The 17944-nt window shown below is 61.0% G+C and carries 14 protein-coding genes and 2 tRNA genes; 13 read left to right on the top strand and 3 right to left on the bottom strand.

What is annotated here, in order from left to right; translation table 11 throughout:
• Positions 1 to 111: 111 nt before the first annotated feature.
• Together DW754_RS02180 and DW754_RS02175 are read left to right on the top strand one after the other, a co-directional pair.
• The gene (locus tag DW754_RS02180; protein ID WP_117759473.1) at positions 112 to 1164 is read left to right on the top strand and encodes a MupG family TIM beta-alpha barrel fold protein; all 1053 of its coding nucleotides are present in this window, start codon (positions 112 to 114) and stop codon (positions 1162 to 1164) included.
• Positions 1165 to 1256: 92 nt separating this feature from the next.
• Positions 1257 to 1616, top strand: coding sequence for an arsenate reductase family protein (locus DW754_RS02175; protein ID WP_117583016.1), 360 nt, complete (start codon positions 1257 to 1259; stop codon positions 1614 to 1616).
• Between the two features lie 72 nt (positions 1617 to 1688).
• On the opposite strand, the gene DW754_RS02170 is transcribed toward DW754_RS02175, so the two are convergent.
• On the bottom strand, positions 1689 to 2099 hold the full coding sequence (locus DW754_RS02170) for a hypothetical protein (RefSeq protein WP_117759475.1): 411 nt from the start codon (positions 2097 to 2099) through the stop codon (positions 1689 to 1691).
• 265 nt (positions 2100 to 2364) lie between these two features.
• Between DW754_RS02170 and DW754_RS02165 the strand changes: the two genes are divergently transcribed.
• The 6 genes from DW754_RS02165 to DW754_RS02140 all read left to right on the top strand — a co-directional run bounded on the left by DW754_RS02165 (position 2365) and on the right by DW754_RS02140 (position 4952).
• Positions 2365 to 2438, top strand: a tRNA-Gln gene (locus DW754_RS02165).
• Positions 2439 to 2455: 17 nt separating this feature from the next.
• Positions 2456 to 2532 (top strand) — tRNA-Glu (locus DW754_RS02160).
• Positions 2533 to 2629: 97 nt separating this feature from the next.
• Positions 2630 to 3547 carry a hypothetical protein gene (locus DW754_RS02155; RefSeq protein ID WP_117759477.1) on the top strand — a complete coding sequence of 306 codons (918 nt, stop codon included), beginning with the start codon at positions 2630 to 2632 and terminating at the stop codon, positions 3545 to 3547.
• Positions 3537 to 4007 carry an SsrA-binding protein SmpB gene (smpB, locus tag DW754_RS02150; RefSeq protein ID WP_006235325.1) on the top strand — a complete coding sequence of 157 codons (471 nt, stop codon included), beginning with the start codon at positions 3537 to 3539 and terminating at the stop codon, positions 4005 to 4007. The genes DW754_RS02155 and smpB overlap by 11 nt, the downstream gene beginning before the upstream one ends.
• 208 nt (positions 4008 to 4215) lie before the next feature.
• The gene (locus DW754_RS02145) at positions 4216 to 4719 is read left to right on the top strand and encodes a flavin reductase family protein (RefSeq protein ID WP_117759479.1); all 504 of its coding nucleotides are present in this window, start codon (positions 4216 to 4218) and stop codon (positions 4717 to 4719) included.
• An 89-nt stretch (positions 4720 to 4808) separates the two neighbouring features.
• Positions 4809 to 4952, top strand: a complete 144-nt coding sequence (locus DW754_RS02140) for a rubredoxin-like domain-containing protein (protein WP_055251878.1) — start codon at positions 4809 to 4811, stop codon at positions 4950 to 4952.
• A gap of 307 nt (positions 4953 to 5259) precedes the next feature.
• Here the strand turns inward: DW754_RS02140 and DW754_RS02135 are convergent, their stop codons facing one another.
• Entirely contained in the window at positions 5260 to 6516 is a 1257-nt protein-coding gene (locus DW754_RS02135) for an Nramp family divalent metal transporter (protein WP_117759481.1), read from the bottom strand.
• A gap of 326 nt (positions 6517 to 6842) precedes the next feature.
• Here DW754_RS02135 and gltB point away from each other — a divergent pair, with 326 nt between their 5' ends.
• From gltB to DW754_RS02110, 5 genes are all read left to right on the top strand, one after another.
• Positions 6843 to 11540 (top strand): glutamate synthase large subunit, encoded by a 4698-nt coding sequence (gltB, locus tag DW754_RS02130; RefSeq protein WP_117759483.1) that lies wholly within the window; start codon positions 6843 to 6845, stop codon positions 11538 to 11540.
• A 5-nt stretch (positions 11541 to 11545) separates the two neighbouring features.
• Complete coding sequence (locus DW754_RS02125) at positions 11546 to 13027, top strand: glutamate synthase subunit beta (RefSeq protein ID WP_117759485.1); 1482 nt, start codon at positions 11546 to 11548, stop codon at positions 13025 to 13027.
• A 426-nt stretch (positions 13028 to 13453) separates the two neighbouring features.
• Positions 13454 to 14161, top strand: coding sequence for a hypothetical protein (locus DW754_RS02120; protein ID WP_117716907.1), 708 nt, complete (start codon positions 13454 to 13456; stop codon positions 14159 to 14161).
• A gap of 197 nt (positions 14162 to 14358) precedes the next feature.
• Positions 14359 to 15435 (top strand): hypothetical protein, encoded by a 1077-nt coding sequence (locus tag DW754_RS02115; RefSeq protein ID WP_147336390.1) that lies wholly within the window; start codon positions 14359 to 14361, stop codon positions 15433 to 15435.
• 408 nt (positions 15436 to 15843) lie between these two features.
• Positions 15844 to 17214 (top strand): amidohydrolase family protein, encoded by a 1371-nt coding sequence (locus DW754_RS02110; RefSeq protein WP_233508922.1) that lies wholly within the window; start codon positions 15844 to 15846, stop codon positions 17212 to 17214.
• A gap of 133 nt (positions 17215 to 17347) precedes the next feature.
• Here the strand turns inward: DW754_RS02110 and DW754_RS02105 are convergent, their stop codons facing one another.
• Complete coding sequence (locus DW754_RS02105; protein ID WP_117759490.1) at positions 17348 to 17821, bottom strand: hypothetical protein; 474 nt, start codon at positions 17819 to 17821, stop codon at positions 17348 to 17350.
• Positions 17822 to 17944: the final 123 nt, after the last annotated feature.

The following is a 17944-nucleotide window of genomic DNA, read 5'->3' as shown; positions in this document are numbered from 1 at the left end:
ATCGCGAGCCGTGTTGCTCAGAGCTCGCGGCGCGCGGCAGATTTCTTGATGCTATGGTTGTGCCGGCGGGGCTAACTGCTCCGCCGGCCTTTTTTAAAGGAGCGTTGAAGCGTGAAAACGGGTATTTCGATTTATCTTTCCAACCCTCTGCAGGATATTGAGCGGACGATTGAACACGGTGCCGCGGCGGGTGCGCGCTATGCGTTCACCTCGCTGCATATTCCCGAGGATGGGGGAGCGGCGTATACCGATAAGGTCCGTCATGTGCTGTCGCTGCTTTCCGCCCGCGGCATTGCGCTCATTGCCGATGTGGGGCCGCGCACGTGCGATTTGCTCGGGCTTGAGCGCATCGAGGACCTGCGCGATCTGGGGTTGGAATACCTTCGTTTGGACTATGGCTTTAGCGCCCGGCGGGTCGCGGAGCTGTCCGGTGTATTTCGCATTGTGGTCAATGCATCGACGGTGAGTTCTGATGAAATCGCATCGTGGCGTGAGGCCGGTGCCGATGTGACTCGTTTTGCCGCCTGCCACAATTTTTACCCCAAGCCTTATACCGGTTTAGCTCTGGAGGACATTGCTCGGGTGAATCTTCGTCTTGCGGCGCTTGGATTCGAAATCATGGCTTTTGTGCCGGGCGATGCCAGCGTTCGCGGGCCGGTATTCGAGGGACTGCCGACGGTCGAGACGCAGCGCGGTCGCGCGTCAAAGGTTGCCCTCAATATGCTTGAGCTTGCACATGGCGCCGATTGCGACATTGTGTTGGTCGGCGACCCCGATCTTTCCGATGCGGGCTGGGCGCAGTTTGCTCAAGTTTCCGCCGGATACGTGGACCTGCAATGCGAGCTTGAGCCCGGTTATGCCTATGTGCGCGGGCAGATTCATCACGACCGGCCCGACTCGAGTGTCCTCATCTTTAGGTCTCAGGAGTCACGTACGACGCATAAGCCGGATTCCGTGCCGACGGATGCCGGAGCCGGCCTGCCGCGAAAGGCGGGGTCGATCGCTGTGAGCAATAGCGGATATGGGCGCTACGAAGGCGAGCTTGAGATTGCGCGGGTCGATCTTCCCGGTGACGAGCGCATGAACGTTGCGGGCCATATCACGCCCGAGGCAATGGAGCTGCTGCCGTTCATCAAACGCGGATTCGGGGTACGGTTCGTTTAGCGTGTGACCCGTGGGCTACAATTGGCCCATCATACGAAGGCGCCTCGTGTGGCGTGTGCCTGCGTTGGCCGATCTATATTCGGAGGATTCCCATGACCGTACTGTTTGTTGAATATCCCAAGTGCTCGACCTGTAAGAAGGCCAAGGCATGGCTGGACGAACACGGGGTAGAGTATATCGACCGCGATATCGTTTTGGACAATCCCACGGCTGATGAGCTTGCGACCTGGATTGCTCGTTCGGGACTGCCGGTGCGGCGCTTCTTTAATTCGTCGGGCATGAAATATCGAGAGCTGGGCCTGAAGGCGCGTCTAGATGCGGGCATGACGGATCGGGAGTGCTACGAGCTGCTGGCGACCGACGGCATGCTGGTCAAGCGTCCGCTGTTGGTGGGCGACGACTTTGCGATTCCCGGCTTTAGGGAAGCAGCTTGGACCGAGGCGCTGCTGTAGCGGCTGCGGAAAGTGCGACCCGTTTTGAGCGCTCGGGGTGGGACGTGTTTTCCATCGGAGGGCTCGCTCGGCTCAATCCTTGAGCTGCGCCCATTCGTGCGGATCGTAGACCTTTACGTGCTTGTTGGGCTTGCCGCTCCAGTACTCCTCGTCCATAAAGGGCAGATATGCCTGAACACCGGGGCAGATAAAGGGAATCCGCTGCTGTTGCAGTCGCTCGCGCTGTCGCTGCTCCAGGTGCGCCTCGGATATGACAGTCGGCATACCGGACAGCTCGACGAGGCTTGCCTGGATTCGCTTAAGGTCGGGGAGTCCCGCGTGCCATGACATCCGCATGATCAAAAAGGATGCACGGCGGTATTTTGCCTGCATCACCGTGATGGCGGGGCGCAGAGTGGGATGGATTTTGTCCCGTTCGGGCCAAAGGTCAGCAGTGATCTCGAGGCCCAGGGTCTCCCATAGGTAATCAAGCTCTTCGTCCATGGCGCCTCGATATCCGTGCAATGATGACGGTTCGATTGTGCCATCAGCCGTGAGTGCTGCATTGTTGTAATCTACCAGCGGTAGATGCGGGATGTTTTACGGGCTTTGGCGCCGTACGTGTCGCTGGCGCTTCACAGGTCCTTCACGTGTTGGCCGTATTTGACTGAATTTCAAAAAAGTCAAAATTGGGGCTTGCGTCACGGCCGGACTTCCCGTATATTTCTTTCTTGCGCAAAGGCACAGCCGAGCGCAGCGATGCAGTCATTGGGATGTCGTCTAATGGCAGGACAGCGGATTCTGGTTCCGTCAATGGGGGTTCGACTCCCTCCATCCCAGCCATTGCATTTGCTACATATGGCCCGTTCGTCTAGCGGTTTAGGACGCCGCCCTCTCAAGGCGGAGATCACCAGTTCGAATCTGGTACGGGCTACCAAAATTGAACGCCCGGGCCTCGTAAGAGACCCGGGTTTTGTGTATTGACCGATATTTAAGGCGCGCGTTGAGTCTGCCGCCCGGACCGAGGAGTTGTCATGGACCTGCCTATCAGCTTGGAAGACATCACGTATGCCGAGAACTATCTGGCGCAGGGCGACCTGGCCACGGCGACGCCGCTGTTGGAGCGTCTGGTTGAGCTCGCCGAGGAGTATATCGATGCCGAGTGCAAGACGGAGGAGAAGCGCCAGTACTTTAGCTTCGATAGCAAGTTTGAGCGTCTGGCCTACCGCCGCGTGGAAAAGGATCCGCGCGAGCTGGTGCAGGTCGAGGTGCCCTTTGATCGCCTGTATTCCGACATGGCGTATGCCTATATTCGCCAGCAGGATTATGTGAGCGCTCGTAATGCCCTGATGCAGGCCGTACGCTGGGACCCCATGAACTGCAACTATCGCCTGGATCTGGCCGAGCTGTTCCGTGCGCTCGAGGACAAGCAGGAATGGGCATCGCTCTCGTTCTCGGTACTGGAGCGTGCAAGCGATGGCAAGTGCGCCGCCCGCGCCTACGCCAATCTAGGTCAGTACTTCTTGGAGCCCGAGACCGAGAACGTCTCGGCGGCTGTGGGTTGCGCGCGTCTGGCGCTGCGCTTGGCCCCTGGCGATGCGCATACGACGCGCCTGCTCAACAAGATCCATACTGCCTATCCGGATGCCGCCGATGAGATCGACGACCACGTGATGGGTGAACTGGCCCTGCAAGGCGTGCCGACCTCGCCTTCGGCCGAGATTGCCATCTGCCTGATTATGTGCGCGACCGATGCTGCAAGCGACGGCGACAAGCAGGAGGCGACGCGCCTGACGGTGCGTGCTCGCGACTTGGTAGGCGAGGAGGCCTGCGCGGCGATTATCAAGCTGGTGCGCGAGAGCGATGCCGAGCTTAATGCCGAGCGCAGGGCAAAGCGCGAGGCTGCGGGCTCAAACGCCGATGGCGCCAAGGAGGCCGGCGATGCCCAGTAAGCGCGAGCGCAAGCTCATTTCCAAGAATCGCTCGGCACATCACGAGTACTTTATCGATGAGACGTTTGAGTGCGGTATTGAGCTGAGCGGTACCGAGGTCAAGTCGATTCGCGAGCGCGCGTGCCAGATTACCGATACCTTCGCACTGATTCGTGGTGGGGAGTGCTGGCTCGTCGGCCTGCATATCCACCCTTATAGCCATGGTGGCGTGTGGAATCGCGATCCCGACCGTCGGCGCCGTCTGCTGCTGCACCGCAAGGAGATCGACTTTCTTGACGGCAAACTTCGCAACCGCGGCTATGCGCTGGTGCCGCTGGAGCTCTACTTTAATACCGACGGCCGCGTAAAGCTGCTGCTGGGCCTAGGCCGCGGCAAGAAGCTTTACGACAAGCGCGAGGATATGGCCAAGCGCGATGTCCAGCGCGAGATCGACCGCGCCCTCAAGGAGCGCAATCGCTAGGCGTTCTGTATAAGTTGCGGTGGAATACGGACTGTTTTGCCTGTTTGAGGGGCTATTCAGTCCTTATTTCACCGCAACTGCGGGGGTCTCATCTTGCTTATACTGTTTTGACACATATGTCTCAAAGGTGGTGTCCGTTGTGGGCGCCGCCTTTTTTGTGGGTACATACATCCATGAGGTTCCAACCCGCGTTAGGGGAGTGATTGTTATGGACAAAACTGCGTTCTTTACCATGCCGAGCGGTCTGTACGTGGTGAGCGCCGCGGCAGACGGGCTGCGCGCCGGCTGCGTCATCAACACTGCGGTGCAGGTGACGTCCATGCCGCCGCGCATTTCGGTTGCCGTGAACAAGGACAACGTCACCTCGGGCGTCATCGCTTCGGCCAAAGCGTTCGCGCTGACCGTGATCGATCAGACCGCCGATATGCTCTACATCGGTAACTTTGGGTTCCGCGCCAGCAGCGATTATGACAAGTTTGCCAAATACGAGACCCGCGAGACGGCTCTGGGCATGCCCTATGTGCCCGAGCACGCGGCGGCCCTGTTTAGCTGCCATTTGATCGACACTGTGGATGTTGGCACGCATCTACTGTTTATCGGCGAGGTCGAGGATGCCGAGCGCTTGAGTGACGAGACGCCGCTCACCTACGATTACTACCATAAGGTCCTGAAGGGCAAGACGCCTCCGAAGGCGTCCTCGTATCAAGGCTAGAAATGTTTTAAAAATACTTGCATTATATTATTGAGAATCTATACTGATAAATGAAGTACATCACCAGTCGCGTTTGAGAGGAGAACATCATGGCTGAGGAGAAGAAGACGTATAAGTTCGTGTGCGTCGTTTGCGGTTACGAGGTTGAGGTCGATACGCCCGAGCTGCCCGAGGATTATGTGTGCCCGGTGTGTGGCGTCGGTCCCGATCAGTTTGAGCTCGTCGAGGAGTAGCTCGCAGACACACGGCGAAAGCCGAACATAGCTCTGTCCAAGGGCCTCGGTCGAATTCTCGGCCGGGGCCCTTTTCCTCCGCCCCCAAGGGATCACGGTTGCTGTTGGCCGATCCTGTCTGTTGTGAGTCCGGCCGACCTTTTGTCTCAATCTGTAACATCTAACGGTGGAAATTGGGCCCACTTGTTACATATCGAGACAAACCAAAACCGTCCGGCAGAAGATCTCAATCTGTAACATCTAGATATCAAAAGCGGGTCTAGATGTTACAGATTGAGACGTTTGCCTGGGTAGGTACCCCGTCCCATTACATCCCTGTCAACAACACGACATCGAGAATCGTCACGACGGCACCGATCCCTACGAGCAACGCGTTAAGTGGGTGCGAGTTGGCGTATTTGCCCATGACGCGGGACGAACTGGTGAGTCGTATGAGCACAAAGACCGTAATCGGCAGCTGAAGCGACAGCAGTGCCTGACTCCAGATGAGACCCTCAAAAGGATTCGGGACGATCAGGCACGCCGGCACTGCGCCGACGAAACAGACCGCCACTCCAATCGATGAGTGCCGGTCGTGGATGTCGTATTCCTCGTCGAACATGCCCGCGGTGATGGTGCCCGCCGCCATGCCCGCTGTCACGCTACTCGAGAGACCCGCGAACAGCAGCGCTACCGCAAAGATGGTCGAGCTCGCCGGGCCTAAGATGGGGGAGAGCGTGGCCGCTGCGACGGCGAGGTCGTCTACGACAATGCCGTGCGCAAAGAAGGTCGTTGCGGCCAGGATGACCATGGCCGAGTTGATTGCCCAGCCCACGCCCATCGAAAAGAGCGTGTCGAAGAGCTCGTAGCGTAGACGCTCTTCGATAACTTTCTCGCCTTGGCCTTCGAAGTGCATGGATTGGATGACCTCGGAGTGCAGGAAGAGGTTGTGGGGCATAACGACCGCGCCCAGGACACTCACGATAATCGCGGCCGAGCCGCTGGGCATACTGGGTGTGATCCAGCTTGCGGCGGCCTGCGGCCAGTCGACCTTGACCAGTGCAAGCTCGGCCAAAAACGAGAGTCCTACCACGCCTACGAAGGCGATAATCCATCGCTCGGCGCGCTTGTAGGAGCTCGTCATGAGCATCGCCATCGATACTGCCGCCACGATGACGCAGCCCGCGCGCACGGGCAGCCCAAAGAGCATCTGGAGCGCGATCGCACCGCCCAGGACTTCGGCCATGGCGGTGGCGATGGTCGCGAGATAGGCACTGGCGAGTACCGTGCGCCCAACGAAGTGGGGGAGGTAACGTGTCGTGGCCTCGGCAAGACAGGCGCCCGTGGCGATACCCAGGTGTGCCGCGTTGTGCTGCAGCACAATGAGCATAATCGTGGACAGCGTGACGATCCACAGCAGCGCGTAGCCAAACTGCGAGCCCGCGGCCATATTGGAGGCCCAGTTGCCCGGATCGATAAAGCCGGCGGTCACGAGCAGCCCAGGGCCGATATGCCGCGCAATGTCTAGGCCTCCGTGACCACCAGTGCGTCGGGAGCCAAAATGATGTTTGAGATGGTTGATCATGGTGCGCTCCTGCGTGCCGTTTGCTTGACGCCGCAAAGGATACCCGTTTTAGGCTAAAAAGTTAACCAAGACTAACAAAATATTGGTCCAGCGGGGATTGGTTGGTGCATTGGGGACATGCTGTTCTGCTCCAAAAGGTGTACGTCAGCCTCCAAAGATGTCGTTTTTTGACATGTTTGGAGGCTGATGTACGCGTTTGATGGCAAGACGTAGATGTCCCGCGTGCGTTACGCGATTGTTTCGAAACGGGTGGGAAACACAGCGGACCGGCGATGCTCCTAGTATGCCTATTCAACTGACTGTCATATTTCTAGGGGAGGATCGCGATGCAGGCAGATTCCGCTCAACAGCAGGGCCTTTATCGCCCCGAATTCGACCACGATGCATGTGGCATCGGCGCACTTGCCGATATCAACGGTGAGCGCCATCACCAGATTCTGGACGACGCGCTGTCCATTCTGGTCAACTTGGAGCACCGCGGCGGCACGGGACTCGAGAAGAACACCGGCGACGGTGCCGGTATCCTGTTCCAGGTTCCGCATCACTTTTTTCGCAAAGAGGCTCAAAAGTGCGGCCAGATTCTGCCGGCAGAGGGCGACTATGGCGTGGCCATGCTGTTCTTTCCGCAGGACGACAAGGGCGTAGAGGATGCCCGTCGCGTGTTTGAGGAGGGCTGCGCCGAGGCCGGCGTGCCGCTGCTCTTTTGGCGCGAGGTGCCCGTCGACCCGCACGACCTGGGCGAGACGGCACGCGCCTGCATGCCCACCATTCTGCAAGCCTTTCTGGGCCGCCCCGACGATACGCCGGCGGGTGACGCCTTCGAGCGCCGCCTGTACGTGTGCCGTCGCACTATCGAGAAGAAGGCCGACGCCGAGTTTGCCCTGCGCGACAAGATCTTCTACGTCTGCTCCATGAGCTCGCGCACTATCGTGTACAAGGGCATGCTCGTCGCCACGCAGATGCGCCGCTTCTTCATCGATCTCAACGACGCCGCTGTCAAGACGGCCGTTGCGCTCGTCCACTCGCGCTACTCCACCAACACCACGCCCAGTTGGGAGCGTGCGCACCCTAACCGCTTTATCATCCACAACGGCGAGATCAACACCCTCAAGGGCAACGTCAACTGGATTCGCGCCCGCGAACCCAACCTGTACAGCCCCGTGCTGCAGCACGATCTTGAGCGTGTGATGCCCATCATCAACCGCGAGGGTTCCGACTCCGCGATTCTGGACAACGTGCTCGAGTTTTTGGTCATGAACGGCCGTCCGCTTACGCGTGCCGCGTCCATGTTGCTGCCCGAGCCGTGGGACCACAACGACAGCCTGAGTGAGGAGCGCCGCGCCTACGATGCTTACCAGTCCATGCTCATGGAGCCGTGGGATGGCCCGGCGGCCATCGCCTTTACCGACGGTCGCACGCTGGGTGCCGCCCTCGACCGTAACGGCCTGCGCCCCGCCCGCTACTATGTGACGCGCGACGGTCGCTTTATGCTGGCAAGCGAGGTGGGCACCATCGAGGTGAGCCCCGAGAACATCCTGACGAGCGGCTGTCTGGGGCCGGGCCAGATGCTCGAGGTCGACTTTGCCCGCGGGCGCGTCATCTACAACGACGAGCTGCGCGCCCGTTACGCCAAGGAAAAGCCCTACCGTGATTGGATTGCCGAGGAGACGCTGACCGTCGACGCGCTCGATGAGCCCGTTGCGGCAACGCCCGCCGAGGACGCCGAGGTGCCCGCCGCCGTGCGTATGGCCAAGCTCGGCTACCACTGGGATGACGTCGACGAGGTCGTGCGTCCCATGGCCCAGCAGGGCAAGGCCCCGCTCGCCTCGATGGGCATCGACGCACCGCTGGCCTGCCTGTCTAAGAAGACGCGTTCGTTCTTTGACTACTTCTATCAGCTGTTCGCCCAGGTCACGAATCCTCCGATCGATGCCCTGCGCGAGCACATGGTGACTTCGACCACGCTCTACCTGGGCAACCACGGCAACCTGCTCGAGGACTCCCGTACGGCCTGCCAGCTGGTTCGCTTGGAGCGCCCGTTGCTCAACGAGGAGGAGTTCGAGCGCATCTGTGCCATCGACCGCGTGGGCTTTAAGACCCGCCGTTTCCGTGCCGTGTACCGCCGTGATGCCGGCGAGGACGCGCTGCAGGCTGCGCTCAAGCAGCTTGCAGAGGACGTTGAGGCTGCGGTCCGCGACGGCGTGAACATCGTGGTGTTGAGCGATCGCGCCGCTGCGGGCGAGGTGCCCGTGCCGTCGCTGCTCGCCGTGGGCTGCGTGCACAATCACCTGATCCGCGCCGGCGTGCGTACCTTTGCCGACATCGTGGTGGAGTGCGGCGACGCTGTGTCTCCGCACGACTTTGCCGCGCTGGTGGGCTACTCCGCGAGCGGCATCTATCCGTACAACGCACATGCGTGCATCCGCGATCTGGCGGCACGCGGCGATCTGGACGTGACGGTCGAGCAGGGCATCGCCAACTACAACAAGGCTGCAACCGCCGGCATCGTTTCCATCATGTCCAAGATGGGCATCTCTACGGTGCAGAGCTACCATTCGGCGCAGATCTTCGAGGCCGTGGGCTTTACGCCGGAGTTCGTCAACGCGTACTTCGCCGGCACGGTGAGCCGTGTGGGCGGTATGGGTGTCGAGGACGTTGAGCGCGAGCAAAACGAGCGCTACGACGCCGCGCTCGCTATCCTTAAGAGCCCGGCACCCGATCAGCTGCCCACGCTGGGTTTGACCAAGTGGCGCCCGTTCGGCGGCGAGGATCACCTCATCGATCCGCAGACTGTCTACCTGCTGCAGACCGCCTGCCGCGAGGACAGTTACGACACCTTTAAGGAGTACAGCGCCCGCCTGCACCGCACCGGCCGTGCCGTGCGCCTGCGCGACTTGCTCGACTTTGATGCCAGCGACCGCACTCCGGTGGCACTCGACGAGGTGGAGCCCGCGCTCAACATCGTCCGCCGCTTTAACACCGGCGCCATGTCGTACGGCTCCATCAGCAAAGAGGCGCACGAGTGCATGGCCATCGCCATGAACCGCCTGCACGGTCGCTCCAACTCCGGCGAGGGCGGTGAGGATCCGCGTCGCGAGACCCCGCTGGCTAACGGTGACTCCAAGAACTCCGCCATCAAACAGGTGGCAAGCGCGCGCTTTGGCGTGACGAGCCGCTATCTGTGCAGCGCCTTCGAGATTCAGATCAAGATGGCCCAGGGCGCCAAGCCCGGCGAGGGTGGCCATCTGCCCGGCAAGAAGGTCTACCCCTGGATCGCCGAGGTCCGTCAGTCCACGCCCGGCATCGGCCTGATCTCGCCTCCGCCGCACCACGATATTTACTCCATTGAGGACCTGGCAGAGCTTATCTTCGATCTTAAGAACGCCAACCCCGGTGCGCGCGTGTCGGTCAAGCTGGTCAGCGAGGCCGGCGTCGGCACCATCGCCACCGGTGTGGCCAAGGGTGCCGCCGACAAGATCTTGATCAGCGGCCACAACGGCGGCTCGGGTGCCGCTGCGCGCGACTCTATCTGGCATGCGGGTCTGCCGCTGGAGCTCGGCCTTGCCGAGGCCCAGCAGACGCTGCTGCAAAACGGCCTGCGCTCGCGCGTGGTGCTCGAGGCCGACGGCAAGCTCATGGACGGCACCGACGTTGCCGTCGCCTGCTTGCTGGGCGCCGAGGAGTTTGGCTTTGCGACCATGCCGCTCATCTCCATGGGCTGCCTCATGCAGCGCGACTGCCAGCAGGACACCTGCCCGGCCGGCATCGCTACGCAAAACTGCCGCCTGCGTCGCGGCTTCCGCGGCAAGCCTGAGCACGTCGAGCACTTTATGCTCTTTGTTGCCGAGCAGCTGCGCGAGGTCATGGCGAGCTTGGGCTTCCGCACCGTCGACGAGATGGTCGGCCATCCCGAGTGCTTACGCCAGATCGAGGTCCCGGGTAACCGCAAAGCAAACCTGCTCGATCTGTCGCCCGTGCTGGCAAGCGCGACCTGCGAGTTCGGTGCCCATATCCCGGGCGCCGACGGTCGCCACTTTCTGCCGCAGATGGCTGCGGACAGCGAGCTCGACAAGACGCTCGACTCCACGTTGTTTGTGCCCTATACGGCCGATGCCCGTGCGCACCTGCGTCCGATTCGCTTCCGCGCCGATATCGCCAACGTCAACCGCTGCGTGGGCACCATCTTGGGCAACGCGGTGACCAAGGCGCATCCCGAGGGCCTGCCCGCCGGCTCCATCACCATCGATTGCGATGGCTCGGCCGGTCAGAGCTTTGGCGCCTTCCTGCCGCGCGGCATTACGCTCAACGTGTGCGGCGACGCCAACGACTACTTTGGCAAGGGCCTTTCGGGCGGCGAGGTGTCGGTGCGCCCCAACCCGCATGCGACCTACAAGTTCGACGAGAACATCATCGTGGGCAACGTTGCGTTCTTTGGTGCCACGAGCGGCCGCGGCTTCATTAACGGCCTGGCCGGCCAGCGTTTTGCCGTGCGCAACTCCGGTGCCACCGTGGTGGTCGAGGGTTGCGGCAACCATGGCTGCGAGTACATGACGGGCGGTCTGGCGCTCATCCTGGGCGAGGTCGGGCAGAATTTTGCCGCCGGCATGACAGGCGGCGTGGCCTACGTCTTTGACCAGTACGGCACGCTCGACGCCCGCGTGAACCACGAGAGTGTGGAGCTCAAGGCCCCGACGGCTGGCGAGCTGGCGCAGATTCGCGAGCTCATCCAGGAGCACGTGGACGCGACGCAGAGCCCGCGCGGCATTAAGTTGCTCTACAGCTTTGAGACGATGAACAAGCACTTTGTGAAGGTCATTCCGACCGAGTACGAGCGCGTGCTGGCGATTGTCGCCGCGGGCGAGGCTGCCGGCAAGACGCATGCGCAGGCCGAGGAGTTGGCGTTTGACATCGTGACCGGTCGCGCGAGTGCCGCGGATGTCGCTCGCTTTGATGTCGCGAGCGGTGTTGCGGGCGCTGCGTCCGTGGCTGCCAGCTCTGTTGCTTCGACCAAGAAGGAGGCGTAAGTGCCATGGGTAAGCCCGGTGCTTTTCTTGATATCGATCGCGTGACCCACGAGCTTCGCCCCGTGGAGGAGCGCAGCCGTGATTTCGATCCGCTGTACGTGGAGCTCGATGACGATGCGCGTCGCGCCCAGGCGAGCCGCTGCATGATGTGCGGCGTGGCGTTTTGCCAGATGGGCGCGAGCTTTGGCAAGGCACGCCCGAGCGGCTGCCCGCTGCACAACCTGATTCCCGAGTGGAATGAGCTGGTGTACCGCGGCCGCTGGGACGAGGCTGCCGAGCGTCTGTCGCTCACCTCGCCCATGCCCGAGTTCACGAGCCGCGTGTGCCCGGCGCTGTGCGAGGCCGCGTGCAACCTGGGCTCGGTCGACGGCCAGCCTACGACGATTCACGATAACGAGCGCGCGATCAGCGACCATGAATGGGCAAACGGCGGCCCGCGCCGCTTTGAGCCGGCAGGGGAGGATGCGCCCACGGTCGCCGTGGTTGGTTCTGGACCGGCTGGTCTGGTGGCTGCATGGGAGCTCGCGCGTCGCGGCGCCCGCGTGACGGTGTTTGAGCGCGACGACCGCCCGGGCGGTCTGCTCATGTACGGCATTCCCAACATGAAGCTCGAGAAGTCTGTGGTCGAGCGCCGTGTAGCGCTCATGCGCGAGCTGGGCATTGTGTTTGAGCTTGGTGCCGACGTGAGCGATCCCAAGGTTACCGCCAGGCTCGACGACTTTGACGCCGTCGTGGTGGCTGCTGGCGCCCGTGCCCCGCGCGGTCTTTCGGCTACGAACGTGGACGCCCCGGGCGTGGTGTACGCCGTGGACTATCTGACGGCTTCGACCGTGTCGGTTCTCGACGGCGGCGAGCTCGCGGTCGATGCGCGTGGCCTGGACGTTGTGGTCATTGGCGGCGGCGATACCGGTAACGACTGTGTGGGTACCGCGGTGCGTCAGGGCGCGCGCAGCGTGCGCCAGTTTGAGTTCTTGCCGGCTGCGCCCGATAAGCGCGCGGCGAGCAACCCCTGGCCGCAGTGGCCCAACGTTAAGAAGACCGACTACGGCCAGCAGGAGGCTATCGCTGCGATGGGTGGTGAGATGCGTGCCTGGGGCGTGGATACGCTCGAGGTGCTGTTGGACAAGAAGGGTGCGGCTGCGGGTCTGCGCGTGGTCGATCTGGACTGGTCGGCGGGAAAGCCCGAGCGCATCGCGGGCTCCGAGCACGAGGTGCCGGCGCAGCTGGTGCTCATTGCCTGCGGCTTTACGGGTCCGGAGCACGGCGTGTTCGATGCGGTGAGCGTGCCTGTTGCCATCGCTGGTCGTCCGCTGCCGGTGATGGCTGCCGAGGGCTCGCATCTCGCGGCTCGCACGGAGGGCGTCGCCGCGGATGCCGCGCCGGTGTATGTTGCCGGTGACGCTCGCAACGGCAGCTCGCTCGTGGTGAACGCTATGGCCGACGCCTTGGCCTGCGCTGCCGAAGTCGCCGACGCGCTGGCGCTGTAAGGCTGCTGCCCACAGCTGAATCGTCAAGGGCTGTCCCCAACGGCCGGCACAAAAGGAACGTCCCTAAGTGCCGCCTAAGTGCCGGCAGTTAGGGACGTTCCTTTTCTGTCGGCACTCGGGGACACTCCTTGCGGATTTGCGAGCAGTTTGCTCGTTTGTCGACGTACGGATGTTCATTTGTCGACTTCTCGGGCTGTGGTCACCTGTTGTTTCTGTGGTGGCTGCGGGCATCTGGCTCAAAAGGGCGGGTTGGCCGTCTATGTCTACCTGCGGTTTTGTTGCGGTGCGCATTTTCGATCAAGCTTTTCGTCAAGTGTTTGGTCAGTATCTGGTTTGCAGTCGGAGGCCTATTTTGCCCGCGCTGGTCGTGGCTGCCCACCTTCCTCGTAAGCTCAAATTGAGGTCCATCAGTTTGAGGAGGATGCCATGACTGACCACGCTTTTGACAGAGCAGAGCTAGCCGAAGCCGTCGGCAACGATATTGCCGACATGGCCCATTTTTGGATGCTGCGGAAGTTCCAGTTTTTGGAGCCGGCGCGCGAACAGTTCGAGATCATTGTCGACCCGTGGCTCAGCTATTGCACCGAGCCTTCGCAAAACGAAATCATGGCCTACAACATGGCATTTACCGATTGGCTGCTCTTCGAGCGCCCCTATCGCCATGGCAAGACGCTGCTCGAGCTGTATGTTGACGAGCCGCCGGCATCGCTTTCGCCTGCCTCGCTCAAGCGGCTCGAGCAGGTACGCGACACGCAGTATTTCTCGCGCTTTGGCATTTTGGACAAGGATCCTGCGAACGGCATGGTTGCGCTGAAGGACACACGCACCGATCATCGCTTTGATGTCTACGATCCGCATATCGTGCAGAAGGAGCACTGGAGTGACGGCGCGATTGCGGTGCGCCTCGCCTGCGTCGACGATGTCTGGCTTACGGCGGGACAGCTCTACCTGTATGACATCGCGCGGCTGAGCGATACGGCGGTCGATGGGCCGGGTGCGGTGCATCCGGAGGACCTGCAGGACGGCTTTGACACCTCGTGCATCAGCTTCTTCTTGCGTCTGGTCCGCGACATCATGGGCGCCCAGGGGCGGTACGTAAAGTCGCTCAACATCTACGAGCAGGAGTGGGAGTAGGGGATGGGTGGTTGTCGCCTGCCTTGCCTTTTGCCTTTTTGTCTCGATCTGTAACGTTTGGGGACAAAAAACCAGCCTATCTGTTACAGATCGAGACGAACGCTTGGGCACCGCTGGTTTGTCTAAATCTGTAACGTTTAGGGGCCTGAAGAACGGTTTACTGTTACAGATCAAGACATTTGTCGGCGGAGGCAACGGTGACGATGGTTCATTTGTCCGATGTGGTGGTGATGGAAGTGTCTAATACCGTTTTCAAGCACAAGCATACGACTCGCAACACGTTGGCGCGGAATAGGATGCTCGCGCGACTCACGGAGGCGACCGAGCAAGGTGCGCTGCTCGCAACGCATGACAATGCCGAGCTCATGTGGCTACGGCGTCATGTGGGAACCGATGATATTGCGGAGCCCGAGCCGTATTTGTTCTGCTTTCAACATGATTGGGGTGTACTGACGCCGGCGGAGCGAGCGCTGCGTACCATCAAAGGGCTTGCAGAGTTTCATCCCGATTGGGCGTTTTGGGGCTATGACGCGGCGCTTTTGTGGGGTCTGGAGGTGCCGAATGATCTGCTTGGGCCACGATATCTTGTTAAGACAGGTTGCTCGGTGCCGCTGAGTGCAGGATGTCGGCTGTTGCGTCCGCAGGCGGCGGGCGCACTTGAACAAGTCGACGGCGTGCAGGCGACGTCGTTTTGGCGCACGGTGGAGGATTGCTTGCTGCGTGCGCCGTTCTCCTACGGGTTGGCGATTGCCGATTCTGCATTGAGGGCAAGGGGCGTATCGCGCGATGACCTGTGCGAGTGTCTCCGCGCCGATTGCGAGGGCAGGCGAGGGTATCGCAGGGCACAGGTGATTGCGTCGTATGCGGACGGGCTGTCTGAAAACGGCGGCGAGTCTCGGTTCCGAGCATTCTTTATTGCGTACGGCTTTCCGGTTCCGGAGCTGCAGGTGGAGTTTCGCGACCCGCTCGATCCGAGCCAGGTGTTTCGCGTCGACTATTTTTGGCGGCTCGAGGACGGGACATGTGTCATCGGCGAGCTCGACGGAAAGGGGAAGTACACCTTGCAGAGCGGCGGGGGTCGGGAGTCGGTTGACCCATTCGTGGCAGAGCGTCAGCGGGAATCTCATCTGACAATGCTCGGGCATAAGGTGCTTCGGTTTACGTTTGATGAACTCAAAGACCCGGGGAAGCTGGCTGAAAAGATGAGGCTGGCGGGTATTTCGCAGCGGGCCGATTTGGCTGAGGGATGGAAGCGTCAGTGGTATGGGTGCTAAGGGGTGCAACTGACGCGAATGTGGTTGTTTCTGCCGAGTTTGTCTCGATCTGTAACAACAAGGGGCCGTTTGGCCTCGTAGCTGTTACAGATCGAGACAGAAGGTTGGCGCCTGGTGAAAGTTCTCAATCTGTAACATCTAACGGCCAAAATTCGACCCAACTGTTACAGATCGAGACAAAGGTTGGACGCGGTGCCGAAAGATCTCGATCTGTAACATCTGGCTGCTAAAACCCGGTCTACCTGTTATAGATCGAGAGATTTCCCTAGTGCCGCTGGGATGGGATTGCAACGTATTCCGTCCCCCACATCCTCTCTTCCTTCCGTTAACCGATGCGTCTGCAGCAATCCAGCGGGACTAGGTGATAATGGACAAATGTTCAAGTTAATCGTGAGGGAGGAGCTCGATATGGCGTCTGCCGATCGTTCCACGTTGTTTATCAATGCGACCATTCTGGATGGTTCGGAACATATGGAGCCGCAACCCGATATGGCCGTGACTGTTGAGCGCGGCGTCATCACCTGGATGGGGCCGAGTGCTGTGGCGCAGGCGCCTGCAGGTGCCGAGGTTATCGACCTGGGTGGTGCGTATCTCATGCCCGGTCTCATCAATATGCATGCGCATCTGTGCGGCTCGGGCAAGCCTGTCTCGGCCGGCGATGCGGGCGCACTTATGAAGAAGCTCGATAATCCCGTGGGCCGCGCCATCGTCCGCCACATCCTCAAAGGCAGCGCCCAGCAGCAGTTGGCAAGCGGCGTGACCACGGTGCGCGGTGCGGGTGACCCGCTGTTTGCCGATATTGCCGTGCGCAACGCTATCGACGCCGGCAAGTATCAGGGTCCGCGTCTGGTGGCGCCGGGAACGGGTGTCACGGTGCCGGGCGGTCACGGTGCGGGGCTGTTCGCGCAGGTCGCCGATACCCCCGATGAGGCGGCCGAACAAGTGCGTGACTTGCATGCGCGCGGTGCCGACGTCATCAAGCTGTTCGTGACGGGCGGCGTGTTCGACGCGACCGAAGTAGGTGAGCCGGGCGTGCTGCGCATGCCGGTCGAGGTTGCCGCGGCGGCGTGCAAGGCTGCGCACGAGGTGGGCCTGCCGGTTATGGCTCATGTCGAGAGCACCGAGGGCGTGAAGGCCGCGCTTGAGGCCGGCGTCGATACGATCGAGCACGGTGCCCCGATGACTCCCGAGATCTTGGAACTGTACCGCGGCGCCGCGGGCACGCAGCTTGAGGGGCGTGCGCCCAGCGTTACCTGCACTATCAGCCCCGCGCTGCCGTTTGTGCTGCTCGATCCGGAGAAGACCCATTCGACCGACACGCAAAAGAAGAACGGCGACATTGTGTGTTCGGGCATCATCGAGAGCGCCCGTGCCGCACTGGAAGCTGGCGTTAAGGTGGGCCTGGGCACGGACTCAAGCTGCCCGTTCGTGACGCAGTACGACATGTGGCGCGAGGTGGCCTATTTTGCCAAGTACGTGGGCGTGAGCAACGCCTTTGCGCTGCATACGGCTACGCAAGTCAATGCCGAGCTGCTGGGGCTGGGCGGCGAGACCGGCACGATCGAGTGCGGCAAGGCTGCCGATATCCTGGTGACGCGCAAGAACCCGCTCGATGACCTGTGCGCGCTGCGTGAGCCGATGCATGTGATGTGTCGCGGTGATCTGGTGCGCAAGCTCAAGGTGAAGTGCATCCCTGAGGTGGATGCCGAGCTCGACGCGATTATGGCCATGCCGGCCGAGGCGCTGGCCGAGGAGCTCGCCCGCGACGGTGTGGCGTAGATGTGACAAAGGGGCAGCTCCGTTGCCGCATGCAAAAAGCCGAGGTCTCAACACGAGGCCTCGGCTTTTTTATCGAACAAATACTTAAGATTTGGGACAAGCAAACCTGATTAATTTGTCCCGCGTGCGGGCGCTAGGAGCGGGTTTCCATCTTGGCGTGGCACTTGGGGCAGGTGACGCGGATCTTACCCTTGCCCTTGGGGACGGAGAGCATCTGACCGCAGTTGGGGCACTTGAGATATGCCGTGGTCTTGCGGCCCTTCCACATCTTCTTGGCCGTTCGCTTGGCACGCTCAAAGTCTTCCTTACTGGTGCCGGCCGCGCGTGAGGTGCTGGCCGCTGCGGCCCCGCTGCCCAAGCTGGCGACGAACTTGCCCAAGCCGGGAACATTGGCAGTCGCGGCGACAAAGGCCTCGTTCTCTTTGCGACGTGCATCGATGTTTTTGGACAGGCCGCGCAGCACGCCAATCACGATGACGGCGATGGCAATCCAGCTGAGCCACTGGATGCGGGCTATCGATCCGATCATCGCGATGACGATGCCGGAAAAGCCCATAACGATGGTGAGCTCATCGGCGCCATTGCGGCCCTTCATAAAGTCATTCATGCAAATTGCCTTTCATTCGATATGCCGCACGCCTTTATACCCGATTTAGAGCAAGGGGGACAGGTCAATCTTGAACTGCGTCCCGAATCTTGGCCTTCTTTATTAGAAGCGAACACTAGGACG

The organism is Collinsella sp. AM29-10AC, assembly GCF_003469085.1.
Classification (GTDB): domain Bacteria; phylum Actinomycetota; class Coriobacteriia; order Coriobacteriales; family Coriobacteriaceae; genus Collinsella.
Note: the sequence above shows the minus strand (reverse complement) of the source record. Positions and strands in the feature narration are given on the sequence as shown.